Annotated in this window: 24 protein-coding genes; 17 read left to right on the top strand and 7 right to left on the bottom strand. The window is 72.1% G+C overall.

Features of this window, described 5'->3' with window-relative positions; genetic code table 11:
• Window positions 1-390: 390 nt before the first annotated feature.
• Window positions 391-1089: a hypothetical protein gene (locus K7C98_RS14780; protein WP_224192291.1), complete on the top strand. Its 699-nt coding sequence runs from the start codon at window positions 391-393 to the stop codon at window positions 1087-1089.
• A 712-nt stretch (window positions 1090-1801) separates the two neighbouring features.
• Window positions 1802-2338: a hypothetical protein gene (locus K7C98_RS14775; protein WP_224192290.1), complete on the top strand. Its 537-nt coding sequence runs from the start codon at window positions 1802-1804 to the stop codon at window positions 2336-2338.
• Window positions 2339-2554: 216 nt separating this feature from the next.
• Here K7C98_RS14775 and K7C98_RS14770 read toward each other — a convergent pair whose 3' ends face one another.
• Window positions 2555-2989, bottom strand: coding sequence for a YciI family protein (locus tag K7C98_RS14770; RefSeq protein WP_224192289.1), 435 nt, complete (start codon window positions 2987-2989; stop codon window positions 2555-2557).
• Between K7C98_RS14770 and K7C98_RS14765 the strand changes: the two genes are divergently transcribed.
• Window positions 2922-3122: a hypothetical protein gene (locus K7C98_RS14765; protein ID WP_224192294.1), complete on the top strand. Its 201-nt coding sequence runs from the start codon at window positions 2922-2924 to the stop codon at window positions 3120-3122. The two genes, K7C98_RS14770 and K7C98_RS14765, sit on opposite strands and share 68 nt — an antisense overlap.
• A 48-nt stretch (window positions 3123-3170) precedes the next feature.
• Here K7C98_RS14765 and K7C98_RS14760 read toward each other — a convergent pair whose 3' ends face one another.
• Complete coding sequence (locus K7C98_RS14760) at window positions 3171-3608, bottom strand: hypothetical protein (protein WP_224192288.1); 438 nt, start codon at window positions 3606-3608, stop codon at window positions 3171-3173.
• Between the two features lie 225 nt (window positions 3609-3833).
• Window positions 3834-4949: a glycosyltransferase family 9 protein gene (locus K7C98_RS14755; protein ID WP_224192287.1), complete on the bottom strand. Its 1116-nt coding sequence runs from the start codon at window positions 4947-4949 to the stop codon at window positions 3834-3836.
• A gap of 543 nt (window positions 4950-5492) precedes the next feature.
• Between K7C98_RS14755 and K7C98_RS14750 the strand changes: the two genes are divergently transcribed.
• The 5 genes from K7C98_RS14750 (at window position 5493) to K7C98_RS14730 (ending at window position 9776) form a co-directional block, all read left to right on the top strand.
• On the top strand, window positions 5493-6731 hold the full coding sequence (locus tag K7C98_RS14750; protein WP_224192286.1) for a hypothetical protein: 1239 nt from the start codon (window positions 5493-5495) through the stop codon (window positions 6729-6731).
• A gap of 10 nt (window positions 6732-6741) precedes the next feature.
• A complete protein-coding gene (locus K7C98_RS14745) occupies window positions 6742-7374 on the top strand; it encodes a hypothetical protein (protein ID WP_224192285.1) in 633 nt (210 codons plus the stop codon).
• A gap of 307 nt (window positions 7375-7681) precedes the next feature.
• A complete protein-coding gene (locus tag K7C98_RS14740; RefSeq protein ID WP_224192284.1) occupies window positions 7682-8890 on the top strand; it encodes a cytochrome P450 in 1209 nt (402 codons plus the stop codon).
• 3 nt (window positions 8891-8893) lie between these two features.
• Entirely contained in the window at window positions 8894-9544 is a 651-nt protein-coding gene (locus K7C98_RS14735; RefSeq protein WP_224192283.1) for a TetR/AcrR family transcriptional regulator, read from the top strand.
• 34 nt (window positions 9545-9578) lie between these two features.
• Entirely contained in the window at window positions 9579-9776 is a 198-nt protein-coding gene (locus K7C98_RS14730; RefSeq protein ID WP_224192282.1) for a ferredoxin, read from the top strand.
• A gap of 114 nt (window positions 9777-9890) precedes the next feature.
• Here the strand turns inward: K7C98_RS14730 and K7C98_RS14725 are convergent, their stop codons facing one another.
• Window positions 9891-10589, bottom strand: a complete 699-nt coding sequence (locus K7C98_RS14725; protein ID WP_224192281.1) for a Coq4 family protein — start codon at window positions 10587-10589, stop codon at window positions 9891-9893.
• A gap of 234 nt (window positions 10590-10823) precedes the next feature.
• Here K7C98_RS14725 and K7C98_RS44790 point away from each other — a divergent pair, with 234 nt between their 5' ends.
• The 3 genes from K7C98_RS44790 (at window position 10824) to K7C98_RS14710 (ending at window position 13724) form a co-directional block, all read left to right on the top strand.
• Window positions 10824-12014 (top strand): STAS domain-containing protein, encoded by a 1191-nt coding sequence (locus K7C98_RS44790; protein WP_224192280.1) that lies wholly within the window; start codon window positions 10824-10826, stop codon window positions 12012-12014.
• 298 nt (window positions 12015-12312) lie between these two features.
• A complete protein-coding gene (locus K7C98_RS14715; RefSeq protein WP_224192279.1) occupies window positions 12313-12909 on the top strand; it encodes a hypothetical protein in 597 nt (198 codons plus the stop codon).
• Window positions 12906-13724 carry a ferritin-like domain-containing protein gene (locus K7C98_RS14710; RefSeq protein ID WP_224192278.1) on the top strand — a complete coding sequence of 273 codons (819 nt, stop codon included), beginning with the start codon at window positions 12906-12908 and terminating at the stop codon, window positions 13722-13724. Before K7C98_RS14715 ends, K7C98_RS14710 begins: the two co-directional genes overlap by 4 nt.
• Here the strand turns inward: K7C98_RS14710 and K7C98_RS14705 are convergent.
• A complete protein-coding gene (locus K7C98_RS14705; protein ID WP_224192277.1) occupies window positions 13670-14599 on the bottom strand; it encodes a LysR family transcriptional regulator in 930 nt (309 codons plus the stop codon). The genes K7C98_RS14710 and K7C98_RS14705 overlap by 55 nt on opposite strands.
• On the bottom strand, window positions 14596-15570 hold the full coding sequence (locus K7C98_RS14700) for a phosphotransferase (protein ID WP_224192276.1): 975 nt from the start codon (window positions 15568-15570) through the stop codon (window positions 14596-14598). The genes K7C98_RS14705 and K7C98_RS14700 overlap by 4 nt, the downstream gene beginning before the upstream one ends.
• Before the next feature lie 139 nt (window positions 15571-15709).
• Between K7C98_RS14700 and K7C98_RS14695 the strand changes: the two genes are divergently transcribed.
• The 4 genes from K7C98_RS14695 to K7C98_RS14680 all read left to right on the top strand — a co-directional run bounded on the left by K7C98_RS14695 (window position 15710) and on the right by K7C98_RS14680 (window position 18843).
• Window positions 15710-15973, top strand: coding sequence for a hypothetical protein (locus K7C98_RS14695; protein WP_224192275.1), 264 nt, complete (start codon window positions 15710-15712; stop codon window positions 15971-15973).
• 180 nt (window positions 15974-16153) lie between these two features.
• Entirely contained in the window at window positions 16154-16459 is a 306-nt protein-coding gene (locus K7C98_RS14690; RefSeq protein ID WP_224192274.1) for a hypothetical protein, read from the top strand.
• A 23-nt stretch (window positions 16460-16482) separates the two neighbouring features.
• Window positions 16483-17502: a hypothetical protein gene (locus K7C98_RS14685; RefSeq protein WP_224192273.1), complete on the top strand. Its 1020-nt coding sequence runs from the start codon at window positions 16483-16485 to the stop codon at window positions 17500-17502.
• Between the two features lie 75 nt (window positions 17503-17577).
• A complete protein-coding gene (locus K7C98_RS14680; RefSeq protein ID WP_224192272.1) occupies window positions 17578-18843 on the top strand; it encodes a phosphatidylinositol-specific phospholipase C domain-containing protein in 1266 nt (421 codons plus the stop codon).
• Window positions 18844-18969: 126 nt separating this feature from the next.
• On the opposite strand, the gene K7C98_RS14675 is transcribed toward K7C98_RS14680, so the two are convergent.
• A complete protein-coding gene (locus K7C98_RS14675) occupies window positions 18970-20364 on the bottom strand; it encodes a serine hydrolase domain-containing protein (protein WP_224192271.1) in 1395 nt (464 codons plus the stop codon).
• 327 nt (window positions 20365-20691) lie between these two features.
• Here K7C98_RS14675 and K7C98_RS14670 point away from each other — a divergent pair, with 327 nt between their 5' ends.
• Window positions 20692-21843, top strand: coding sequence for a choice-of-anchor L domain-containing protein (locus K7C98_RS14670; RefSeq protein ID WP_224192270.1), 1152 nt, complete (start codon window positions 20692-20694; stop codon window positions 21841-21843).
• A gap of 97 nt (window positions 21844-21940) precedes the next feature.
• Window positions 21941-23716: a vWA domain-containing protein gene (locus tag K7C98_RS14665; protein WP_224192269.1), complete on the top strand. Its 1776-nt coding sequence runs from the start codon at window positions 21941-21943 to the stop codon at window positions 23714-23716.
• The last annotated feature ends 445 nt before the right edge of the window (window positions 23717-24161 follow it).

Here is a 24161-nt window from a genome sequence, read left to right as displayed (position 1 = left end):
TTGCGCAGGAACGCGTCGAGCTTGGCGCCGAGGTCGGGCGGGAGGTCGTCGGGCATGCCGGGGCGACGGTAGCACGGCAGGTGACGGGCACGGCGCGTTCGTCCGCGCGCCCGCCGGCGCGGACGCGCTCGCGCGCGGCCTCGATGACGTCGACGGAGCAGATGACCGATCGGACATGTCCTGGTGAGCGCGCTTCACCGGGCCCGCGCCGGCGACGATGCTGCTCGCGCCCGAGAGCCGGCCGAACGGGGCCCTGTCTCACCGGACAGGTCCGGCCCGAGGCGGCCGAGGACGCGCGCGCAGGCCGCGGGCATCGGACGCGCGGAGGCTCACACGAGGCGCCGGCGCGCGGGCAATTTTCCCGGCGGCTCCGACGACTCCACCGCCATCATGCAGCTCAAGCACTCCGCCCTCACTGTCACGTTGTTGCTCCTCGGCGCCTGCCCGGCGGGCGGCGGGACCACCGACGGCGACCCGGACGCCGCCACGACCTCGACGTCTGCGGCGACCGCCGAGACGCCGACGACGGACGCCGAGACCACCACCGCGACCACGGGCGACGACGAAGCCACGACGACGGAGGGCGCCACCACCAGCGACGATCCCACGATCGGCGATCCCGGCGATGCCGACCTCTACGAGGCCTGCACGGCGACCTGCGAGCGCCAGGTCGAGTGTGGGACCACGACCGAGCTCATGCCCTGCATCGTCGGGTGCGCCCTGCAGTTCAACCAGGTGGCGGAGGAGTGCCTCCCCGTGACCCTCGACTTCCTGCTCTGCCTGTCGCAGGCGAGCTGCTCCGATCTGGAGGGCGAGGTCAGCGAGGGCCCGTGCGCGGACGTGTTCGGGAGTTTCCTCGTGTGCGCCGACACCGGCCCCGTCGGCTGCGAGCAGTCGCTGAGCGAGGGGGAGGAGTGCGGGTTGACGAACGAGTGCCCCGGCGAACCGACGCAGGAGCTGGTGTGCGACGCCGACACCTGCACCTGCTTCGAGGACGGGATGGAGGTGGCGTCCTGCCCCGCGGAAGGCGTGTGCCAGCAAGGCGACGCGATCTTCGACAAGTTCGCCGATTGCTGTGACTCGTTCTGAGCCTTCGCTTTCTGCGGGACGACGCGAATGCCCCGATGTGCCGGCCGTGATTCAGGGCACGGCGGGTCGGGCGCTGCCGGAACTGCCCGCGAGAAGGCACACGGAGGCCTCGCCGGCGCGTGCCGGCGAGGACGCGACGTCCCTCGACGCGGACGAGGTGAGACGATTCTGCGGATGTGTGCAGGTTCGTGGTGTCGGGATTGCCCCGATACAATGCGATGACCGCGATGGAAGCCCACAGCGCCGCGAGAGCTGGCGTCAGAACCCAGCGAGGGGCCGTTCGGGAGGCCTCGCCGGCGTAATTCAGGCAAGGCGCCACGCGGCCGAATCGTGCGGCGCCGGGCCCGCTCTGGCGGCTTCATCGGCGCTCCGGCGCTGGCCCCTCCGCGGCGTGGCGATGCTGTGACCCATTCCTCGATTCCGCCGCGGCGGCCGCCGCGGCGCTGAAATCGCCGTTCTCATCGGGTGTGGCCAATTGTCGGATCTGCCACCCGGGGAAGCGATGATTGGTGCTGATATTCGTCAGAGGCCGGCAGAGTCGGCGTTCTGGACGGGTCCGGGCCGACGCCGGCGGGTCGGTGGGATACTGTGCGGGCGGTGTGGTCGAGGCGTCGTCGCCTCGTTGCCCCTGCTGTGAATCCTCGCAGACTAGCCCCGACGACGCCGTCCGGCCTATGCGACGGGGCGCCGCTCTGAAAGGGCAGAGAACACCATGCTATTCAACCAGACGAGTCTCCTCCTCGGGTCGTTGACCCTCGCTTTCGCTATCCCCTGGGTCGAGCCGACCTGCGACTGGCAGCCGCACGATCCCAAGGAGTGCTATAAAGATTCGGACTGCAAATATGACGAGGAGTGCGTCCGCGGCGAGTGCGTGCAGGCCGAGGCGAACGAGTGCGAATTCGACTTCCACTGTGACCCGCACGAGACGTGCGAGAACCATGAGTGCGTGGCGGTGGAGGAGGACGAGTGCTGGTCGGACGCGGACTGCCGCCCGGGCGCGAAGTGCAAGGACAATGAGTGCGTGGCGGTCGAGGAGGACAAGTGCTGGTCGGACGCGGACTGCGACGCGGGCGAGAAGTGCAAGGACTCCAGGTGCGTGGCGGTGGCGGAGGACAAGTGCTGGTCGGACGAGGACTGCGACGCCGACGAGACATGCAAGGACTACAAGTGCGTGAAGACGTGCTGGTCGGACGCGGACTGCGGCGCGGACGAGGAGTGCAAGGACGGGGTGTGCACGGAGGACTGCTAGGCGGCGTCCGGATGCGATGACCTCCTGCTCCGACGAGGGCCGCGGCGAGCGGCCCGGACGCTGCGGAGCGTCGGTTCATCGCTGTCCGCTCGCGAGCCGACGCGGCCTCGCGTCGGCGGGCCGGGCGAGCGCGGGCACGAACGAGGCGCACGAGGCGGCCGGCGAATCGGGGCCGCGTGCGCCGCGATGCGAGGGCGCGTGCGCGCCGAGTGGTAGCTACGCCTTCTGCTGGCGCTCGAGCTCGGCGCGCAGCGCCTCCTCCCTGGCGCGCAGCTCGGGGGTGAACTCCGCGCCGAAGTCCTCGGCCTCGAAGATCGGGCGCAGCTCGAGCTCGGACTCCTCGCCCGGCATCGGATCGGGGCAACGGCGCGCCCACTCGACCGCCTCGTCCATCGACCGGACCTGCCAGATCCAGTAGCCGGCGATGAGCTCCTTCGTCTCGGCGAACGGGCCGTCGACGACGTTGCGCTTGCCCGCGGAGAACTGGATCCGCTTGCCCCTGACGCTCGGGTGGAGGCCGTCGCCGGCGAGCATGATGCCGGCCTTGACGAGCTCCTCGTTGAACCTGCCCATCTCGGCGAGCATGTTCTCGCTCGGCATGACGCCCGCTTCGCTGTTCTTCGTGGCCTTCACGATCACCATGACCTTCATCGTCGTGTCCTTTCGCTGCGGCGTCCCGGACGCCGGTGGGTTGTTCACACAGGCGTCGAAGGACGTGCGGCGAAATCGACACGGCCCCGAAAAAAATCTTCGCGGTCCCGGTCGAACGATGAAAGATGAGTGAAAACGTGGGTTTGTGTGGCGAGGCCGGCGCCCGGGCGCGCCCCGAAGCTCAGGGCCCCTGATGCGGTGGCAGGGCTCCGCGATCGATCGGCGGCTCGTCCGGGATCTCGTAGTCGCGCTCCGGCAGGCGCTCGGCCGTCAGGCCCAGCAGCAGCACCGCGACGCCGGCGAGCACGAACACGGCGCGGGCCCGGGGCCACTCCGCGAAGCCGGCGAGCCAGGGGAGCGCGACGAGCAGCGGCGCCAGCACCATCTCGATGACCCCGTGGGCCCTGAAGCGGATCGCGCTGGAGATGCCGAACGAATAACGCGTGAGCATCGACAATACCCACAGCACGAGCATGACCGCGTAACACGCGAGCACGGCAACGCGGGGCGTTCCGGCGGGGAACATGGCGGGGGCCATGGCCAGCACGCAGATGAGCACGCTGTCGAGGGCGCCGTGAGCGTCCGGCGACAGCGTGCCGGTGTCAGGAGAGCGTCGCATGCGACCCAGACTAGCGCGCGAGCCGGTCGACGCTAATCGTGGCGGTCGTGCGGCCTGGCCGGGCGCCGGGTCGCTGCTGCTCGCTCGCGGCGAGCTCGACGAATGACGCGGGCGAGCGGATGCCCGCCGACGGCCGCGAGCGCCGGCACGACATTCGCGGGCGACGCCGGCCGGCCGGTCCGGCTCCGTCGAGCGACCGCTTCCGTCGCACGCGCCCCGCGAGGCTCACGCCATGGCGAGCAGCTCGAGCGCGGCCTCGCGGACGTCGTCCACGGGGACTGACGAGACCAGGCTCAGGGAGTGCTCGCATCGGCCCGCGAGGAGGCAGGCCCCGCACTCGGGGCAGTGGGTCTGCCAGGAGGTGAAGGGGCGGTGGCGCAATCGCGTGAGCGGCGACGAGGTGAACAGATTGAAGCACCAGTAAATGCCGACGGTGCGCGCCCCGACCGCGGCCGCGAGGTGCAGCGGGCCCGAATCGTTGGACACGACCACGCCGGCTCGTTGCAGCAGGCCCGCCAACCCGCCGAGCGTGAGCCGGTCGCAGAGGTCGAGCCCAGGGGTGTGCATGCCGCCGAGGATCGCGTCGACGATCGGGCGCTCGCCGCCGGAGCCGAGCACGCCCACCTGGACTCCGGCGGCCGCGAGGGCGTCGGCCACGGCCACGAAGCCGGCGACCGGCCAGCGCCGCCGCGGGTCGCCCGCGCCGGGGTGGAGCAGGGCGAGCGGCCGCTCGCTCGGCGGCACGACCGTGGCCGCCTCTTCACGATCGCCGTCCGTGACCGCCAGCCGCGGCTCGAGATCCACCGGGCACGCGCCGACCAGCGTGACGACCTCGAGGTAGCGGACGCTCTCCGGCTGAAAGTAGACGTAGGGCACCCAGCGGTCGAGCGGCTCGGCGTCCGGCGACTTCAGACCGATGGCGAGCCGCGCGCCGAGGCGACGGACGAACGGGTTGGAGTGGCGGCCGCCGCCGTGCAGCTGGATCGCGAGGTCGAAGCGCTCCTCTCGCATCGCGGCGAAGAATCGGTTCAGCTCGACGGGGTCGTCGTCGTCGGTCTCGGAGCCGTTCACGCCGCGACTTCTGGGGACGACGATCACGCGATCCACGGGGCCGGGCCGATCGCGGAGGAATCGAGCATGCCAGGCGCGGGCGAGGAGCACGAGCTCGGCGCGCGGATAGGCCGCTCGCAGCGCCTGGAGGGCCGGCAGGACGAAGACCAGGTCGCCGATCGCGTTGGCCCGCAGCACCGCGATCTTGCGGACCTCCGGGAGGACTCGGCGAGGCTCGGCACGGACCGCCTCCGCCGGGGTGAGCCGCGTCGGGGGATGGGGAGCGTTCATGGGGCGGCTGCTCCGTGGCGCGAGCGGGCCGGGAAGGCAAGCGAGCGCGGTCACCACGGCGCGACGCTGCCTCTGCGGGCCAGTCGTCCGCTCGAACCCGGGTTCGGGCGGCCGGCGCGAGCCTGGAAGATGCCCTGGCGCTGCCGGGTCGACCGATCGACGAGCGCTGCGGCCACGAGAGCCCAGGGCGCGTCAGTCTCGGCGACGATGTCCGCGAGGGTGCTCTCGCGCCGTCTCGATCTGCGAGGTGCGCAGATATGCTCGTCGACATCAACGCATTTTGATGCGATCGCGGCCGCGCCCCGTGGTGCGATGATTTCGCGCATTGCGACGGGCCGCGACCGACGCACCGCCGTGATTGCGTGCAGCGGCGCCTCCGCAAGTCGTGGATCGCGGGCCGGGGCGGCCCCTGGGGCACTTCGCCGGGGAAGCGACGGCCTCGAGGTTGCGGCGCCGATCGTCGGTGTTACGGATCGACCGCTCCGCGCGAAATGTAAGTCGAGCCGTGGGCGACGCAGACACCACGGGTGAAAGAGAGGCAGCATGGGCTTCAATCCGCTCACCGAGCAAGGCATCCCACTGGGCAAGCAGATCCGCAATTGGAGGGAGCTCAACATCCAGCCGTTCGACAAGCGGGACGTGCACCCGTACACGCGGGCCCGCGTGATCGTGATGAACGGGATCGAGGTCGAGTCCATCCTCTCGTCGCACCAGTTCGCGCGGCACACCGACGACTGGGAGGTCAAGACCCGCCTGGCGCTGATGCGCCGCGCCGACCAGCAGCAGCAGAAGGTCGTGAACTGGCTGCTCCCCGGCGATCAATCGGTGCTGGAGACCACGCTGGCGTACGAGCAGGTCGCCATCGATCTCACGGCCTGGCTGGCGCGCACCGAGCCCGACCCGTATCTGAAGCAGGTGCTCGACTTCGGCCTGCTCGAGGACTTCGACCACCTCTACCGCTACGCCAACCTGATCGACCTGATCGAGGGGCCGCACCGGGTGACGGAGATCGTCGGCGACCTCACCGAGGTCATGCCCGGGCGGCCGACGATCGTCGAGCACCGCCACCCGTACGACGAGGTGCGGCGGCACTTCGACAGCCACACGGTCGACCCGCTGTCGCGCATGCACGCGATGACGATCGTGGCGGCCGAGCAGCAGACGATGAACTTTTACATGAACGTGGGGCCGATGTACGTGCCCCGGCTGGCGCGCGGGCTGTACCTCGAGATCGCCGAGATCGAGGAGCAGCACGTGACGCAGTACGAGTCGCTGCTCGACCCGCTCGACTCGTGGTTCCAGCGCGAGCTGTTCCACCACTACAACGAATGTTACCTGTACTGGTCGTTCATGCAGGACGAGGTCGACCCGCGGATCCGCGACCTGTGGGAGCTGCACCTGATGATGGAGATCGAGCACGTCCGTGTGGCGGGCGAGCTGCTGAAGCGCCACGAGGGCGTCGATCCGCAGCAGCTCCTGCCGGCGGAGATGCCGGAGCCGACGCGGTTCCAGGACAACAAGCACTACATCCGCGAGGTGCTGGCGGCGCAGATCGACCTCACGGCCCGGGGGACCGAGTTCGTGCCGGTCCAGTCGCTGCCCCCGGACGCGCGCTACTTCAAGTACCAGAAAGCGGTGAACGAGGGTGTCGCGGTACCGAGCGAGAAGGTCATCGAGGAGCACGTCAAGCAGTTCGGCCACGACTTCCGCGCGACCACCGAGGGCCCGCACCCCGTGGAGTCGCTGCGCTCGCGACCCGAGGCCGACGATACCGAGGAGTGAGGAGAAGATCATGGCAACGTTGATCGTGACGAAAGACAGCGGCGGCGCCGGCCGAAGCGAAAGTATGACCGTCGTACCACCGGGGAGCGAGGTGCCGCTCCCCGCGTTGCAGGCGCTCGGCGACCTCGCGGGCCTGAAGGGCGTCGTCGTCGCCGACCTCATCAGCGCCCAGGCGATGCACGCCCGCGTGTCGGCGCGCTTCGCCTGTAGCGCGGCGGAGAAGAGCAAGGTCGGCGAGCTGCGCAAGGTCCATCAGGCGCTTATCAACATCTATACGTCGCACGTCGCCGCGCTCGAGTCGCTGTTCGACGAGCTCGAGCTCCCGCGCGGCTACGTCAGCCCGGGCGGGCGCGTCGCGGCCTTCCTCGCCCAGTCGCTCGGGCAGGCGCCGTTGCTCGCCGGCTCGGTGACGCCGGAGTGGACGGAGCTGACGCTCCTCGAGGTCGCGCTCGCGCTGGCCGAACGGTCGCTCGCCGACGCGCTCGCGCTGGCGGCGATCGCCGCGTCGGCGCAGACGTCGAGCACGCGCTCGGCGCTCGACAAGGCCGTGACGGCGCTGGCCGCCGGCAAGGCGACGCTCGAGGGGCTCCGCGAGCTGCGGGCGCATTGCCTGGCCGCGGTCGCCAAGTCCAAGGGGACGTAGGCGGCGCGCGGGGCCGCGGTGTGCATATTTGCAGCGCTCGACGGCGTGGCGTACGGCGAGTTTGGGATCGGTGTGTGAACATTCGGGCCGGCCCATGAATCGGCCGGGCTGCCATGCGCGGCGGCCGCGATCGGCGTCGTCGTGACGCGCGAGGCCGCGCGAAATGGCACATCTGGAGGCGCGAAATCGCGCTGGTTCCAGGCTCCGACAGCGCAAAACCGGCCGTCCAGGCCGTTCTGGATCTCTCCGGGACTAAGTCGCTTGACTTACTGAGTCGATCGACTTAGACCCTCCCGCGGAGGTCTTGATGAGCACCGAAAGCAGCGAGCAGGTCCTGGATTATCCATTCCGCGCCCCCGGTCCGTTGGAGCCGGCCGAGGAATGGGCCAAGTTGCGCGCGGGTTGTCCGGTCGCGCACATTCGTCTGCCCAGCGGCGACAGGGCGGTGCTGCTGACGCGCTACGCCGACGTCCGCCAGCTGCTCGCGGACCCGCGGTTCTCGCATCAGCTCGCGCAGGAAGGCGCGGCCCGGATCGCGACCAATGAGTCGGGCACGGTGTTCGAGAACGAGGCGGCGGCGTCGCTGGTCGACGGGCACCAGCGGTGGCGGCGTCTGCTGAACAAGTCGCTGATCGCCAAGCGGGTGTCGGCGATGCAGCCGCGGATCGAGGCGATGACCGAGCAGCTCATCGACGACATGACGCGGCAGGGCAGCCCCGCCGATCTGCTGGGCGCCGTCGGCTTCCCGTTGCCGGTGTGGGTGATCTGCGAATTGCTGGGGATGCCGGGGGTGGACCGCGACAAGCTGGCCTACTGGTCGAACACGATGCTCAGCGTGTCGCACTACACGCAGGCGGAGATCGACGCGGCGCAGGCGGAGTTCGCCCGCTACTTCATGGCGCACATCGCCGCCAAGCGCGCCGAGCCGGGCGACGATCTGCTGAGCGAGCTGATCCTGGCCGTCGACGAGGGGCAGCACCTGACCGAGCGCGAGCTGATGATGATCGGGCAGGGGGTCCTGGTGGCCGGGCACGAGACCACCTCGAACATGATCGGCAAGATGATGGCGATGCTGCTCGCCGACCGGGCCCGCTGGGAGCAGCTCGTCGCCGATCCGTCGCTCGTCCGCGTGGCCGTCGAGGAGGTGCTGCGCTTCGACGCGAACGCCGGCTTCGGCCTGCCGCGCTTCCTCTCGGAGGACGTCGAGGTCGGGGGGCAGACCCTGCCGCGCGGCACGACGGTGATCTGCAGCATGGCCGCGGCCAACCGCGACGACCAGGCGTACGAGCGGGCCGACGCGATGGATCTGCGCCGGTCGCCGAACCCGCACTTGACGTTCGGCGCCGGGCCGCACTCCTGCGTCGGTCAGGCCCTGGCGCGCACCGAGCTGCAGACGGTGCTGAGCGTGCTCCTGCGCCGGCTCCCCACCCTCGAGCTCGCGGTCCCCGCCGGGTCGCTGGCCCGGCGCGAGGGGCTGCTCGTCGGCGGACTCGAGGGCGTTCCTGTACGCTGGTGATGCATGGCCGGGACCAGGACGAGGCAAGCGCACGGGAACGAGACACGCGAGTTCATCCTCGCCACGGCCGAGCGGCTGTTCGCCGAGCACGGCGTGGCGGCGGTGTCGAACCGCCAGATCAGCGAGGCGGCCGGGCAGGCCAACAACTTCGCCGTCGGCTACCACTTCGGCACCAAGGCCGATCTCGTGCTCGCCATCGTCCGCCGGCACGCGCCGGCGCTCGAGCAGCGGCGGGCGGGCATGCTCGCCACGATCGCCGGCTCGACCGACCTGCGCGACTGGATCGCCTGCCTCGTCCGCCCGCCCACCGAGCACCTCGAGTCGCTCGGCAGCCCCAGCTGGTACGCGCGCTTCATCGCCCAGGCGACGACCGACCCGGCCCTGCGCAAGGTCGTGATCGACGAGACGGTCGCCTCGCCGTCGATGCAGGCGACCATCGCGGGGCTGACCCGGCTCATGCCGATCCTCCCCGCGGAGGTGCGTGAGGAGCGGAGCGACATGAGCCGGCAGCTCATCGTCCACGTGTGCGCCGAGCGCGAGCGGGCGCTGCACGAGGGCACGCCCACGCCGCGCGCGACGTGGAAGGCCGCCGAGATCGGACTGCTCGACGCCCTGTTGGGGCTGTGGCAGGCCCCCTTCACCTCGACGGATTGACCCGGATACGAATCGACGAAACGAGAGTGCAACGATGCGAGTGATTGTCGACACCGAGAAATGTTGCGGAGCAGGTCAGTGCGTGCTTGTCGCGCCGAAGGTGTTCGATCAGCGGGACGACGGCATCGTCGTCCTGCTCGACGCGGCGCCCGCGAGCGAGCTGCACGCGGCGGTCCGCGAGGCGGCGTGCGTGTGCCCGGGCGCGGCGATCCGGCTGGACGAGCAGGCGTGACGCGGCCATCGAGCGGCCTCGTGGTGAGGCGATCGTCGCCGGCGAGAGCTCTCGAGCCGGGACCACGGGTCGCGGGGGCGACGGATGCACCGTCGCCTCGCGCGGGGCCCGGGGTCACGGGGCGCACAGCAACGCGGAGATCTCCGACACCGGCTGCGCCCACAGCTTCTCGTAGCTGACGCTGAGCAGCTCGCGCGAGCGACGGCCGCGGCGGTAGGCCGCGCGCAGGCGGCCGAGGTAGGCCCCCAGGCCCTTGAAGCCCTTCTGCTGGAGCCGCCGCGGCAGCGAGAACGCGAGGATCAGCGCCGCCTGGCGGACCCCGAGGTTGCCGAGCACGAACGCCTGCAGCTCCATCTCGCCGGCCTCGTCGGTGCCGTAGCCGGTGAGGACGTGGAACAGGTCGTGCGTCTCGCGGTAGCGCTTGCTGAGGTAGTCGACGTCGGTCTCGACGGGGAAGGTGGTGGCGAACGGGGCGATGCCGTTGTCGCGGAAGTACCGCATGAACTCGTGGCCGAGCGTGCCCTCGGGCAGCCGGGCGAGGGCGTCGAGGTCGAGGTCGCAGCCCTGCAGGGTGGGGCGCTCGTCGAGCAGCCGGCGGCCCTCCGGGCTCTCGCGCCAGGTGCGGGCCAGCTTCGTGTAGGTCTCGCTGTCCATGCACGCGTTGACGAGCGGGCCGTAGTACGCGTTCGCCGGGTCGTCCTTCAACACGTTGAGCGCGCGCACCGCCAGGCGGACGCGGGTGACGAACGACGCGTTGGCCGGCAGGGTCGGGTACGTCGCGGGGTTCACGTCGGGGTTCACTGCGGGGTTCATCGGCTCTCCCTCCGGCGGCGCGAGGCTGCGGTCGCGCCGTCGCTCGAGTCTGTGCGAAACGGACACGGGTGTCCAGTTGAGCCGCGAGATCGGCGCGCGTGGCGGCGCGCGGCGCGGACCCGACGGGACTGCAGGTCGCGCGGAGACGAAACGGACAGAGACGTCCGTTTCTAGCGCGGCTCGATCCACGTGCTGCCGTGCCGGAGCGCGACGCCGAGGAGGAACGCGGCGAGCGTGGCCGCCGCACGCGAGGCGATCGCGGACGCGTGGAGGATCGAGCGCGGTCGCGGTGCCGACGAGGTCGTGGACTCGCCGAGGGTCACGGGCTCGCGGACGAGCGTCCGTCAGAGAAATCTCGCGGGGTCGCAATCCATTGCGCTGCGCGACGGCTCGACGCCCGGAAGACTGGGGCGGCCGGAGGCGTGCACCCGACTCGTACCTGCTCTCACCATCCTGTCGTCGTCGCAATTCGAGCGCCGCTCGGATAGGGTGGTCGTCATGAATGGTGCGTCGGACGAGGGGGCCGAGGAGCGCGAGCGGTTGAATGCGCTGTCCCGGCGGGTCGCCGAGCTCGAGGAGCAGGTCGCCGCGAGGGATCGGACCATCGAGCTGCTCCGCGCCAGGGACAGCCTCGAGGAGGAGCGCCAGCAGATGCTCGCCGCAGTCGAGAATTGCGCGGACTTCATCGGCATCTGCTCGCTCGACGGTCGCGCGATTTACTGCAACCCAGCCGGCCGCAGGTTGATCGGATATGACCTGGATGCGGACATGCGGGGATTCGATGTCTCGCAGGCGCTGACGCCCGAGGCCACCCGCTACTTCCTGCAACACATCGTCCCGGCGATCCAGGCGACCGGGCGCTGGGAGGGAGAGCTCGAGTTCAGGCACCTCGTGACGGGCGAGTCCTTCCCGACGCAATACAACGCGTTCATGGTCAAGGATCAGCAGACCGGGCAGCCGCTCGGCATCGGCGCGGTCACCCGTGACCTGCGGGCCGCGAGACGTGCCGAGGAGGAGCGGCGGCAGCTGCAGGACGAGGTGATTCGCACGCAAGCGGCCATGCTCGCGGACCTCTCGACGCCCCTCATCCCGATCAGCGACGATGTCGTGGTGATGCCGCTGATCGGGACGGTCGACGAGAACCGCGCGAACCAGGTGCTCGAGAGCTTGCTGGCAGGCGTGAGCGCCCGCGGCGCGAAGGTCGCGATCCTCGACATCACCGGCGTGGCCGCCGTCGACGCAGCGGTCGCCGAGGGGCTCCTGCGCGCCGCCAGGGCCGTGCGGCTGCTCGGCGCCGAGGTCGTGCTCACGGGGATACGCGCCGAGGTGGCCCAGGCGCTGGTGGGCCTCGGTGTGGACCTCGGCAACATCGTCACGCGCGGCACGCTGCAGAGCGGCATCGCCTTCGCGATGCGACGCGCGTAGCGGTCACGCGGTCCGCTGACCGCGAGGACGCGGCCGACGCCCGGGGCGGCGGTCAGGTTCGCCGTGCCGCTGGCCGGCGGATCGAGGAATTCGAACGGGCACCGGAGGCCGGCGCCCATGGCGAGAACGACCTCGCCGGATTGGTTGAAGGGGAGACCGTCGAGGCGCGACAGCGGGCCTCGCGGCGGGAGGGGCACGCGAGCGCGCTGTAAAGCGGTGGTTTACAGCGCCGCCAACACAAGATCGTTTCCGTGTACGCGCGCGACGGGCCATGTTCGAGGCGGGAGGAATCTTCGACATGGCTTTCAAGACATCTCATCACGAACGCGCGCTGGCGGCCGCCGCGGGGCTGGTCGGGCGGCCGCGGCTGCGCGCCGGCCTGGTGCTCACGCTGATCGCGGCCTGCGGGCCGGGGCCGAACGAGGGCGAGACGGACGCGCCGAGCGACGGCTCGACGGGATCGAGCGCGGCGGACACGACGGCGCCGGCGACCACGAGCTCGAGCGCGGGCGGCAGCGAGGGGCTGACCGGGACGGGCGCGGAGGAGGCGACGACGACGGCGACGACGAGCACGAGCGGCGAGGGGACGACGAGCAGCGGCGAGGCGACGCTGCTCACCGACGCGACGACGCTGGCGACGACGACCTCGAGCGCGAGCTCCACCACGGACGAGACCGACTCCGGCGCGACCACGGACGACGGCACGGGCAGCACCTCGACGGGGGAGCTCGGCGACTGCGTCGACTTGCGCACCGGCGAGATCGACTGGGTCTGCTGCGAGCGCCAGGAGTGGCTGCCGGCGCCGCAGTGCACGCCGTGGGGCCCGCCGGCGCCGCCGGCCGCGCTCGGCGAGCGCCTGCAGCGAGCCCGCGCGGCCCGCGGGAGGTGGGTATGAGCCTCGATCTGCGCGGGGCGGCGCGCCGCGCCGATCTCCGACTCGAGCGGGGCGCGCTCGACGAGCTCGACGAGCTCGATCGCGCGTCGGCGATCCTCACCTGGCGCGGGCGCATGCTCAACGAGCACGTGTCGGCGCGCGTGTTCACGGCGCTGGCGCGGCAGCTCGAGCGCGCCGGGGTGCGCGGCGATCGCCCGGCCCGGGTGGCGGCGATGGTCGCGGAGGAGTGGCTGCACGCCGACCGCTGCGCGGCGGTGGTCGAGGTGCTCGGCGGCTCGCCGGTGATCGAGCTGCCGGCGCTGCCGCCGGTGCCCGAGCACGAGGACGCCGACCCGCTCGAGGCGGTGCTGCGCAACGTGATCAGCGTGTCGTGCCTGAGCGAGACGGTGGCGGTGGCGCTGATCGACGCCGAGCGCCGGTCCGCCGGGCCGCCGGCGCTGCAGCGGCTGCTGGCGGAGATCCTCGCCGACGAGGTCGGGCACGCGCGGTTCGGCTGGCGGCTGCTCGAGGACCTGGCGCCGTCGCTGTCGCCGGCGCTGCGCGAGCGGCTCGCCGACTACCTGGTGATCGCGCTCGACGAGCTGGCGACGCACGAGCTGGCCCACCTGCCGGCGCGCCCGAGCCCGTCGCGCGCGGCCGAGGCGATCGGGGTGTGCGACGGCCTGGCGGCGCGGCGGCTGTTCTTCGCCACCGTGAACGAGGTGATCGTGCCGGGCCTGCAGGCGGCGGGGCTGCCGGCGCTGTCGGCCTGGCGCGCGGCTCAGGAGATCGGGGTCTGGGCCAGCTCGGCCGCGAGCGCGCGGTACACCGACTGACGCGGGTCGTGGTCGCGGTAGAGCAGGCGGAAGTAGTCGATGAGCGGCGCGACCGCGGGGAACAGCCGGCGCAGGCGACCGGCCCGCAGCTCGGCCTCGATCATGTAGATCGGCAGCACGGCGACGCCCTCGCCGGCGAGCACCTGGACCTTGACGGCGGCGCCGAGCCCGAGCCAGCGGTGGCCGCCGAACCGCGGCAGCGCCGGGGCCCCGGGCGCGCCGCGGAAGTAGGCGAACAGCGGGGTGCGGGCGTCGATGTCGAGCAGGACGTGGCGCGGCACGTCCTCGGGGCGCTCGAGCGGGATCCGCTGCAGCAGCTCGGGCGCGGCGACGAAGGCGTAGCGCTCCTCGTGCAGGCGCTCGGCGAGCAGCCGGTCGTCGTCGAGCTTGGCCGAGGTGACGGCGCAGTCGACCAGGCCGCCGCGCAGGCGGTCGACGATCTCCTGACCTGACCCGAAGAACAGGTGCATGGTGACCCGCGGCAGCGCGGCCGCCAGGCGCGGCAGCGTCGGCACGATCCACGACATGCCGAGCTCGAAGCGGGTGCCGAGGGTCAGCTCGATCGGCGGCGGGTCGTCCTCGCCGCGGACGACGCGGACGCACGCGGCCGCCTCGCCGAGGCAGGCGCGCGCGCGCGGCAGCAGCGACAGGCCGGCGTCGGTGAGCCGCACCGAGCGGGTGGTGCGGGCGAACAGGGTCGCGCCGAGCTGCTCCTCGAGCAGGCGGATCCGCTGGCCGACGGCCGCGGGGGTCAACGCGAGGGCGCGGGCAGCTGTCCTGAAGTTCAGGTGCTCGGCGGCGGCGACGAAGCAGCGCAGGCTGTCGATCGCGGGCAGGTCGCTGGCGGCGGGCGGAGCAGGGCGCGCCCGGATCACGCGTGGTCCTGCCGGTACGCCGCCAGCGCCGTCTCGTGCGCGCGCTGGAGCTGCGCCAGCCCCGGCTCGCGACCCTCGGGCACGGCCGCGGCCGCCAGCCACGCGTGCAGCGGATCGACGACGCCGGCCAGCGCGAGGGCCCGCCGCAGCAGGGCGACCCGCTCGGACAGCCACGGCTCGCGGATCGCCCGCGTGGCCTGCATGGTGTCGGCGCCGGGATCGACGACGGCGGTGCGCGGCGGCAGGGCGGCGAGGTCGAGCGCCGGATCGCCGAGGCGCAGCGTGTCCCAGCCGAGCACGTGGAAGGTGCCCCTGTCGGTCAGGCGCACGTGGCCGGGGTGGAGGTCGCCGTGGATCGGCAGATCGGCGGGCGCCGCGAAGGCCGTCGAGGCGCGCACGTGGGCGGTCATGCGATCGAGCTCGGCCGCGAGGTAGGCCAGCGTCGCGGTGTCGACGAACGGCGGGCAGGCGGCGCGCGCGGCCTTCAGCGTGGCCGTGGCGCGGGCGCACTGGCCGGCGAGGTAGGCGTCGCGGCAGGTCGGCGCCGGCCCGGGCAGCCGCGCCGCCAGCTCGCGGTCGGCGTGCAGGCGCCCGACCAACCGGCCGAGGGCCTGACCCAGATCTGGCACTCGGGACAGGTCGACGACGTGGCCGTCAGGGTGCTCGAACAAAAGCCCCGCGAACGGCGTGTCGACGATCTCGAGCCAGCCGCGGATCCGCGGCGCGTGGTAGCGGGCCGACAGCAGGGCGCCGAGGTCGAGCCAGCGGCGCAGGGCGGCGTGGCCCCCAGGGTGCTCGGCCAGCTGGAGGTAGTAGCGGGCGTGCGCGTCGGCGATCGAGAACGAGGTCGTGGCGGGATCGCCGGGCCCCGCGACGTGGCGCACCACCAGTGTCGCCGGGTCGAGCGCGAGTCCGGCCGCGAGCATGCGGATCTGGGACGTGACGCGCGGGATGAGCTCGGACAGGAGCATCGAGGCGGGACACTATACGCCCGCCCGGCTCCGGACAGGAGACAATCCCACGGATCGGGGCGCAGCGGCCGGGATCGCGCAGCCAGGGCCCGCCGCGCCGCGCGCGACCCCCCCGCGCGGGCGTGTTAGCCTGGCGACGATGTCCACGCCTCCCTCGTCGCAGCGGCTCGCCTCGGGCGTGGCCGCGGTCGCCGTCACGGTCGTGCTCGGCGGCGCTGCGCTCCTCGGCCTCGAGAGCTGCGCCCAGACCCCGCCGTCCAGGCCGATCCAGCAGACCGAGCCCAAGCCGGCGCAGCAGCCGATCACGGAGCCGAAGCCGGAGCCGAAGCCGGAGCCGAAGCCGGAGCCGACGCCGGAGCCGATCCCCGAGCCGGTGCCCGAGCACCCGCCGCCGGTGACCTGAGCCGGACGGCGCGCGCGGACATGTCCGGGCGGACATGCGCTCGAAGACATGCTTGTTTGAGCATGTCTTTGGGGATATGCCCGATCGGTCATGTCTGTTCGAAGGCGTTCGCGCGACCGGGGCGGCCTCGAGCGCGAGAGATCGCGTGTCGTCGTCGGGCCGGCGTGTTAGCGTGACGGGATGGCGACTCCACCGCGCTCCCCCGGATCCTCCCCGCGCCGCGCCCCCCTGAGGGCGGCGGCGTCGGTCCTGCTCCTGCTCACGGGCGGCGCCGTGGCGCTGACCGGCTGCACCGGCGGGGCCGCTGCGACCAAGCCGGGCGACAAGGAGACCGCGCCGAAGCAGCCGGAGGCGCCAGGCACGTACGCGCCGCCTCCGCCCGACGCGAAGCCCGACGCGAAGCCGCAGCCCGAGCCGCAGCCGCAGCCGCAGCCCGAGACCCGGCCGGAGCCGGAGCCGCGCCCGCTGCCGCCGCCGCCGACCTGACGCGGGGCCGCGAGGTGGAGACCGTGCGCGGGTCCGACGACGCGGTGCGATCGGTCGACTGGCTCCGCGGGCCGCGCTTCGACCTGTCGCTGATCGCCGGCGTGCTGGCGCTGGCGCTGGTGCTCGGCGGGGCGGCCTGCCTGTCGCCGGCGCTGTTCGCCGCGGTGATCGCCGTCGACTTCTGGCTGCTCGCGTATCCCCACGCGGCGTCGACGTTCACGCGGATCGCCTTCGACCGCCAGGGCGCGCGAGCCCACGCGTTCCTGCTGTTCGGCCTGCCGCCGCTGGTGTTCGCGGCCACGGCCGGGGCGGTGGCCCTCGGCGGCGTGCTGGCGGTCAACACCATCTATTTCTTCTGGCAATCGTGGCACTACACCCGCCAGAGCTACGGGATCGCGCGCGCCTACCACCGCAGCGCCGGCGTCGACCCGGCCGGCGATCGCCTCAGCGACGCGGTGGTGTTCGCGTGGCCGCTGTGGGGCCTGCTGCACCGCGCGCACCAGGGACCGGCGCTGTTCTACGGCGGGCCGTTGTGGCTGCCCCCGGCGCCGAAGCTGCTGGTGACGGCGGCCGGGGCGGTGGCCCTCGCGGCGCTGGCGGCGTGGACGCTGCGCCACCTGCGGTCGCTGCGATCGGGCCGACCGCGCAGCGCCGGGCAGGCGCTGTTCGTGCTGTCGCACGTGGTGATCACGGCGGTCAGCTACGTCGCGATCCCGGAGATCACGCTCGGCTGGCTGTTCATCAACATCTGGCACAACGCGCAGTACCTGCTGTTCGTGTGGGCGATGAACGTGCGCCGGTTCGAGCGCGGCGTCGACCCGCAGCGGCCGTTCGTGTCGCGTCTGTGCCAGCCGGACCAGGCGCTGCGCTACGCGCTGGTGTGCCTGGCGCTGGGCGCCGGGTTCTACTTCACGCTCGGCCAGGCGACCGGCCGCATGTCGTGGGACGTGCTGCCGTTCGTGCTGGTCTGCCATCAGACGGTGAACTTTCACCATTACATCGTCGACGCGGTGATCTGGCGCTCGCGCGGGCGCCGGGGCTGAGGCGGGCGGCGAGGGCGAGCCGGCGCGCGACCCGTGGCCGTGACAGAGGCGCTAGAGGCGTGCGAGGATGCTCGCATGCGCGCGAGCGGGCTGATACGCGGGGTGTTGTGCGGAGCGCTGGGGCTGGCGGGTTGCGGCGAGCCGAACCCCGGCGGCGCGACGGGCGAGACGGCGACGGGCACGAGCACGAGCACGAGCACAGGCACGAGCACGACGCCCGGGGCGACGACGGACGCGCCGACCACCACGACGCCGACGTCCGGCTCGGGCACCGGCGGGGAGACGACGTCGACGACCTCGACGTCGGAGGCGGCGACCAGCGAGGCGCTGACGTCGACGACCTCGACGTCGACGAGCTCGGCCGCGACGAGCTCGACGAGCTCGGACTCGACGACCACCGGCGACGGCGACACCGACACGACCGGCGGCGGATCGTTCGACGACGTGCTGACGCTGCAGCACGTGCAGGTCAAGGGCACGCACAACAGCTACCACCGCGAGCCGCTGATCGCGTTCGACGCCAGCCACGAGTACAGCCACGCGCCGCTCGACGTGCAGCTCGACGCGCAGGGCGTGCGGGCGTTCGAGCTCGACGTGCACAAGGGGTTGAGCGCGTTCGAGGTCTATCACATCTCGGTGATCGACTCGGTGACGACCTGCTCGACGCTGTCGGAGTGCCTGGGGGTGATCGGCGGGTGGTCGCTGGCGCACCCGCAGCACGTGCCGATCGTGGTGTGGATCGAGATCAAGGACTCGACCGGCGGGCTGCCGATCGGCGCCGGCGACCTCGACGCGATCGACGACGTGATCCGCGAGGCGCTGCCGCCCGAGCAGCTGTTCACGCCCGACGACCTGCGCGGCGCCCACGCGGACGTGCGCGCGGCGCTCGAGGCCGAGGGCTGGCCGACGCTGGCGCAGGTGCGAGGGCAGGTCCTGGTGGTGCTGCTCAACGTCGAGGACGGCCACGCCCAGGAGTACACCGACGGGTTCACGTCGCTGGACGGCCGGGCGATGTTCGCCCGCGCGACGCCGAACCAGTTCACGGCGGGGTGGGCGGCGATCGCCAAGCTCGGGATCGGCGAGGCCGAGGCGCTGGCGCAGGCGCACGCGGCGAGGATGCTGATCGCCACCAACGTGTGCGGCGCCGGCGACGACGACGGCGAATGCACGGAGCGGATGGCGGCCGCCAAGGCCGCGGGGATCCACATGCTCAAGGACGACTTCCCGGCGGCCGTCGACGGGATGACCTACTGGCTCGATTTCCCCGACGGCAACCCGGCCCGCTGCAACCCGGTCACGGCGCCGCCGGAGTGCACGAGCGTCGCGGTGGAGGACCTGTGACGCGGACGCGCCGGCGTGACGCCGCCTCTCGTGCTCGAAGAGACAGGCCCTGAAGGATAGGTTCGAAAGGACATGCTCGAACGAGCATGTATGCGCGGAAGGAGCCCGGCGCGGGGAGGCGAGCGATCAGGCCGCGGGCAGGGCGGCGAGCACCGCGGACGCGAAGCCGTCGAGGTCCCAGGCGGCGCGGTCGTGGGTCATGCCGAGGCGCACGATCACGGCGTCGCGCGACGGGACGATGAGGACCGCCTGGCCCTGGAAGCCGGCGGCCTGGTAGGCGTCGGCGGGCACGTGCGGCAGGCGGCGCTTGTCCGGGTCGGCGGGGTCGGGGGCGTTGGCCCAGAAGTGCGCCGCGTAGTCGCCGACGCCGGTCTTCGTCGGCGTGCGGCTGTACGCGACCCAGCCCTCGGGGAGGATCCGCGCGCCGTCCCACACGCCGTCGCGCAGGTACAGCAGGCCGAAGCGGGCCCAGTCGCGCGCGGTCGCGTGGACGAACGAGGAGCCGAGGAACGTGCCGCTGGCGTCGGTCTCGAACACGGCGGAGCGCATGCCGAGCGGCGCGAACAGGGCCTCGTGCGGGAAGCGATGGTAGGCCGCGAGCTCGGGGAACTGACGGCGCACGATCCAGCTGAGGATGTTGGTGGTGCCGCTCGAGTAGGAGAACACGGTGTCGGGGTCGTGCGCGAGCGGCCGCGCCAGGGCCACGTCGGCGGCGTCGTCGACCTCGAACAGCATGCGCGTGGCGTCGGCGAGCGGGCCGTAGCGCTCCTCGAACTCGAGGCCGCTGCTCATCCGCAGCAGCTGGTCGAGGGTGACCGCGCGGCGCGGGTCGCCGGCCCACCCGGGCACCGGCGCGGGCGCGTCGCGGGTCAGCAGGCCGCGGCCGACGAGGATCCCGACCAGCGCGTTCGTGACGCTCTTCGACATCGACCAGCCGAGGTGCCGGGTGTCGCGGTCGAAGCCGTCGGCGTAGCGCTCGGCGACGATCGCCCCGCCGTGGACGACGACGACGGCGCGGGTGCGGCGGAGCGAGTCGGGGTTCGGCTCGGCGAACGCGGCGGCGACGGCCGCGTCGAGCGCGGCGCGGTCGAGCCCGGGCGGATCGGCGGCCAGGCGCTCGCCCTCGCCGATCGGCCACGGGGCGTCGCTCGCGGGCGCGTGCGGGAGCGCGACGGTCTGGGCCTGCAGCGACTCCGGGGCGGCGCCGATCGCCAGCGCGCAGCCGAGGCCGTCGCGGTACACGGCCGTCCGCGCGGCCAGGCCGAACACGCTGGCGCGGACGCGTCGCTGCTCGCGGTCGACGGTGAACGACACGTACGATTGCGGCGCGAGGTCCTCGGCGCCGACGCGGCCCGGATCGCGGCCGGCCACGAACACGGCCGAGCAGGCGTTCTTGGCCACGTAGCCGGTCGCCGTCGGCAAGATCCACCCGGCGAGGAAGACGAGCGCGGCCAGCAGCGCGACGCCGAGGCCGGCGAGGAGCCGGCGAGGCCGGCGAGGAGGGGCGGGCTTGGGAGACACGCCGGGGCACTATACCGTCGTCCGCGGCGAGCGGGGCGGCGTGGCGCGGCGCGGTGCAGGCTGTCGGCCGCGAGAGGGTCCGGGGGACGACGGCCGGCTCCCGCCTCGTCGCGCGGGCGCTCGCTCGGCGCAATCGGTGCGAGGAATCGGTCGCGCGCCGACTCCTATGATTTCCGGGCGGGCTGGGTCCCGGCGACCTCGCAATGGGCACACCGCGGGCGCCGGAAATTCGGACGACCGTCCGGCGGAAAACCAGTGACTTCGGACATCTTCGTCCGCGCCGCATCGGCGCGAGCAGGCTGGCGCGGCGTGATAACGTGTGGACCCATGCGGCTGTTGTCTTGTGCGGGTCCTGTCCTGTCGTGCGCCTCGCTCCTCCTCCTCGCGTGCGGAGACGACGGCGGGAGCAGCAATACGGGGGCCACGGGGGTCACGGGCGCGACCTCGCTCCCGGCGACGGGGACGACCGGGACGTCGAGCGGCGGGCTGCCGACGAGCACGACGGGCGAGCCCCCCGGCGCGACGAGCAGCGACGACAGCACCGGCGCGCCGACGTCGAGCGGCGGGCCGCTGCTCGACGTCGGCACGCCCGACTTCGGCGGCGGCGAGGAGTGCTCGGCCGAGCTGCACACCGCCTGCGACGCGGTCGACGGCGACCCGTTGCAGGCGATCGGCCTCAACTGCCCGGGCGAGCTCGCGGTCACCGGCGGCTTCGACGGCAACGCCGCCGGGCTGCGGGTCATCTCGCAGTGGGGCCAGGCCGCCACGTTCACGCCGCGCGAGGGCAGCAGCTTCCTGGTGCTCAGCACCGGCGACCTGGCGGAGATGCACGACGTGCCGGCCGACAAGGGCGACGTCGCCTATCACTGCAACTCGTGGTTTTCGCCGGGCGACGGCATGGACACGACCAAGTTCCCGCCGCCGATCACCAAGCAGCCGGTGCAGGGCGATTGCCTGGCCGACCCGTCGCTGGTCGGCACCGGCGACTGCTCGAAGACGATCGAGAACCAGTTCGAGCAGAGCGGCTTCAAGTACGACTACCAGGAGCTGCGCTTCACCGCGACGGTCCCGGAGGGCGCCGAGTCGTTCAGCTTCGACCTGGCGTTCTTCACCAAGGAGTATCCGACGTGGAAGAACCAGCCGTACAACGACATGTTCATCGGCTGGCTGCAGTCGACCAACTGGACCGGCAACATCTCGTTCGACGATCAGGGCAAGGCGCTGTCGCTCAACGCGGCGTTCCTCGAGCTGTACGACGACGCCGGCGACCTGCCCGAGTTCGCCGGCACGTGCATGCGCTACAGCGCCGGCACGAAGTGGCTGACGACCACGGCCGACGTTGTGCCCGGCGAGACCATCGAGCTGGTGCTGGCGATCTTCGACCTCGACGACGTCAACTGGGACAGCTTCGTGCTGGTCGACAACTTCCAGTGGCACTGCGGCGACGCGTCCGGGCCGGTGACCGAGCCGGTCGGCTGACGGGCCGGCGCCGGTCCCTGCGACCGGAAGCAGGAGCGTTCATGGACGCGCGTCGTGCGGGCCGGCGGAAATTTCGGCCATGCGTTATAACTCCGTGATGAGCTCGACTCCTTGGCTTTTCTCGACGCGCTCCCTCGGCCTGTGTTCGGCGATCGTCGCGGCTTCCGCGTGCACCGAGCGTCACCCCGGCGAGGAGACCGATGGCGACGATACGACGACGATCACGGACGGCCCGGCGACCGACGGCCCGACCACGAACGACCCGCCGACGACCACGGACCCGCCGACCACCACCGATCCGACCGACGGGCCGACCCCGGACACCGACGGCGATCCGACCTCCGGTCCGGATCCGGGTGAGTCGGTGGTGATCGCCTTCAACGCCGACGCCGACATCCTGTTCGTGATCGACAACTCGCTCTCGATGGCCACGCGGCAGGCCAAGCTGGCGGCGGCGATGGACAGCTTCCTCGAGCGGCTCGAGGGGCTGAACTACCGCATCGGCATCACCACGACCGACAGCGGCAACCCGCGCTGCGACGAGATGGTCACCACGCCGGAGCGCGGGCGGCTGCAGCTGACGAGCTGCATCCAGCGGGTGGAGCAGGGCGAGTTCGAGGTGCTCGGCGAGGACGCGTCGTCGGCGTGCACCGACCTGTGCGCGCTGACCGACGCCGACCTGCCGATCAAGCCGACCGAGACACACCTGTCGAACGGCGAGCTCGCGCCGCGCAAATGGGTCGAGCAGATCAACCACGTGACCAACCTGCCCGACGGCGTCGATCCGGTCGACGCGTTGCAGTGCTTCATCCCGCAGGGGGTCGCCGGCTGCGGGATGGAGTCGCACCTCGAGTCGATGTTCCTCGCGCTGAGCCAGGCCAGCGACGACACGTCGCCGACCAACCACGGCTTCATCCGCCCGCACGCGAGCCTGTCGGTGATCTTCGTCAGCGACGAGGCCGACTGCTCGTGGGCCAGCGAAGAGATCTTCACCAGCAACAAGGTGTTCTGGGAGGACCCGGACGCGGCGGCGCCGACGAGCGCGGCGTGCTGGAACGCGGGGGTGGCGTGCAAGGGCGCCGGGCCGACGTTCGAGACCTGCACCTCGGCCAACTTCGGCAGCGACGGCTCCTCCGACGTGCCCGACGAGCAGGCGGTGCTGCGGCCCCTGGCGCGCTACATCGACCTCGTGCAGACGATCGAGAACGACAAGCACGTGTTCGATCCGGGCGCGGAGGTGCGGGTCATGATGCTCACCGGCGTGCCCGTCGGCTACGAGTCGCACGACGCCGAGATCGTGTACGAGGACGCGCCCGATCCGCAGTTCCAGACCGACTTCGGCATCGGCCCCGGCTGCGTCGGATCCGACGGCCTCACCGCGATCCCGCCGGTGCGCGAGCGGGTGTTCGCCGAGGCGTTCGAGGTCGGCGAGGGCCGCGACCTGTTCTCGATCTGCCAGGACAGCTACGACGCGGCGCTGGCGGCGATGGCCGGGACGATCGCCGATCAGGTCCGGCCGGCCTGCATGCCGAAGTGCGTCGCCGACGTCGAGCCGAACACGCCGACGCTCGAGCCGAACTGCGAGCTGTTCGAGGTCGACCTGCTGAACGAGACCCGCACCGCGATCCCTCCGTGCATGGTGATCGACGGCGAGTGGACGGCGCCCGCCGGATCGACGGTGTGCTTCGGCGAGCTGACCGACGGCAGCGGGCAGACGCCGAGCTCGATCGACGACATGAGCCCGGAGTGCGTCGCCGAGGGCTTCAACCTCCAGTTCTTGCTCATCCGCTCGGCGCCGGCGCAGTCAGGCGTGTTCGTCGAGGCGACGTGCCAGCTCTCGTTCAACCCGGCCGGCGATTGCCCGCTGCTCTGAGGGCCTGGTCGCAGCGGCCGACGACGGCGGGGCGTGGGCCGCGACGCCGTCGGGTCCGCGCGAGTCCTCTGGTGAATGGGGAGACGTCCGAAGCCCGCGAGACGGACGGAGCGGCGCGCGGCCACGCGACGGAGGGGCGGCGGGGATGCGGCGCTGACGCCGCCTCTGGTGAATGAGAGGACGTCCGGAGCCCGCGAGACGGACGGGGCGGCGTGCGGCCACACGGCGCAGCCGCGCGGCGGATTCGTGGCGCCGGCGCGGCGAATGAGAGGACCTCCGGAGCACGCGTGACGGACCGCGCCGCAGGTGGCCACGCCTGCGGCGCTGCTGTGATTCGTCGCGCGTGCGCTGAACGGCGTGACGGACGGCGTCGAGCCCGGCCACTGTCTCGATCAGGACCGCGACCACGGCTTCGTCGAGAGCCGCGGGCGGGGTCGGCGGAGGT

It is taken from the genome of Nannocystis pusilla (assembly GCF_020073745.1).
Lineage (GTDB): Bacteria > Myxococcota_A > Polyangia > Nannocystales > Nannocystaceae > Nannocystis > Nannocystis radixulma.
The sequence above is the reverse complement of the archived record's forward strand: the minus strand, read 5'-3'. Positions and strand labels throughout refer to the sequence as shown.

Excerpts from the sequence above, each read along its gene's own strand:
- K7C98_RS14735 (WP_224192283.1), top strand. The coding sequence starts at position 8,894 with ATGGCCGGGACCAGGACGAGGCAAGCGCACGGGAACGAGACACGCGAG.
- K7C98_RS14750 (WP_224192286.1), top strand. The coding sequence starts at position 5,493 with ATGGGCTTCAATCCGCTCACCGAGCAAGGCATCCCACTGGGCAAGCAG.
- K7C98_RS14680 (WP_224192272.1), top strand. The coding sequence starts at position 17,578 with ATGCGCGCGAGCGGGCTGATACGCGGGGTGTTGTGCGGAGCGCTGGGG.
- K7C98_RS14690 (WP_224192274.1), top strand. The coding sequence starts at position 16,154 with ATGGCGACTCCACCGCGCTCCCCCGGATCCTCCCCGCGCCGCGCCCCC.
- K7C98_RS14745 (WP_224192285.1), top strand. The coding sequence starts at position 6,742 with ATGGCAACGTTGATCGTGACGAAAGACAGCGGCGGCGCCGGCCGAAGC.
- K7C98_RS14695 (WP_224192275.1), top strand. The coding sequence starts at position 15,710 with ATGTCCACGCCTCCCTCGTCGCAGCGGCTCGCCTCGGGCGTGGCCGCG.
- K7C98_RS14780 (WP_224192291.1), top strand. The coding sequence starts at position 391 with ATGCAGCTCAAGCACTCCGCCCTCACTGTCACGTTGTTGCTCCTCGGC.
- K7C98_RS14715 (WP_224192279.1), top strand. The coding sequence starts at position 12,313 with ATGGCTTTCAAGACATCTCATCACGAACGCGCGCTGGCGGCCGCCGCG.
- K7C98_RS14760 (WP_224192288.1), bottom strand. The coding sequence starts at position 3,608 with ATGCGACGCTCTCCTGACACCGGCACGCTGTCGCCGGACGCTCACGGC.
- K7C98_RS14765 (WP_224192294.1), top strand. The coding sequence starts at position 2,922 with ATGTTCTCGCTCGGCATGACGCCCGCTTCGCTGTTCTTCGTGGCCTTC.
- K7C98_RS14770 (WP_224192289.1), bottom strand. The coding sequence starts at position 2,989 with ATGAAGGTCATGGTGATCGTGAAGGCCACGAAGAACAGCGAAGCGGGC.
- K7C98_RS14665 (WP_224192269.1), top strand. The coding sequence starts at position 21,941 with ATGAGCTCGACTCCTTGGCTTTTCTCGACGCGCTCCCTCGGCCTGTGT.
- K7C98_RS14670 (WP_224192270.1), top strand. The coding sequence starts at position 20,692 with ATGCGGCTGTTGTCTTGTGCGGGTCCTGTCCTGTCGTGCGCCTCGCTC.
- K7C98_RS14775 (WP_224192290.1), top strand. The coding sequence starts at position 1,802 with ATGCTATTCAACCAGACGAGTCTCCTCCTCGGGTCGTTGACCCTCGCT.
- K7C98_RS14730 (WP_224192282.1), top strand. The coding sequence starts at position 9,579 with ATGCGAGTGATTGTCGACACCGAGAAATGTTGCGGAGCAGGTCAGTGC.
- K7C98_RS14755 (WP_224192287.1), bottom strand. The coding sequence starts at position 4,949 with ATGAACGCTCCCCATCCCCCGACGCGGCTCACCCCGGCGGAGGCGGTC.
- K7C98_RS14700 (WP_224192276.1), bottom strand. The coding sequence starts at position 15,570 with ATGCTCCTGTCCGAGCTCATCCCGCGCGTCACGTCCCAGATCCGCATG.
- K7C98_RS14710 (WP_224192278.1), top strand. The coding sequence starts at position 12,906 with ATGAGCCTCGATCTGCGCGGGGCGGCGCGCCGCGCCGATCTCCGACTC.
- K7C98_RS14725 (WP_224192281.1), bottom strand. The coding sequence starts at position 10,589 with ATGAACCCCGCAGTGAACCCCGACGTGAACCCCGCGACGTACCCGACC.
- K7C98_RS14740 (WP_224192284.1), top strand. The coding sequence starts at position 7,682 with ATGAGCACCGAAAGCAGCGAGCAGGTCCTGGATTATCCATTCCGCGCC.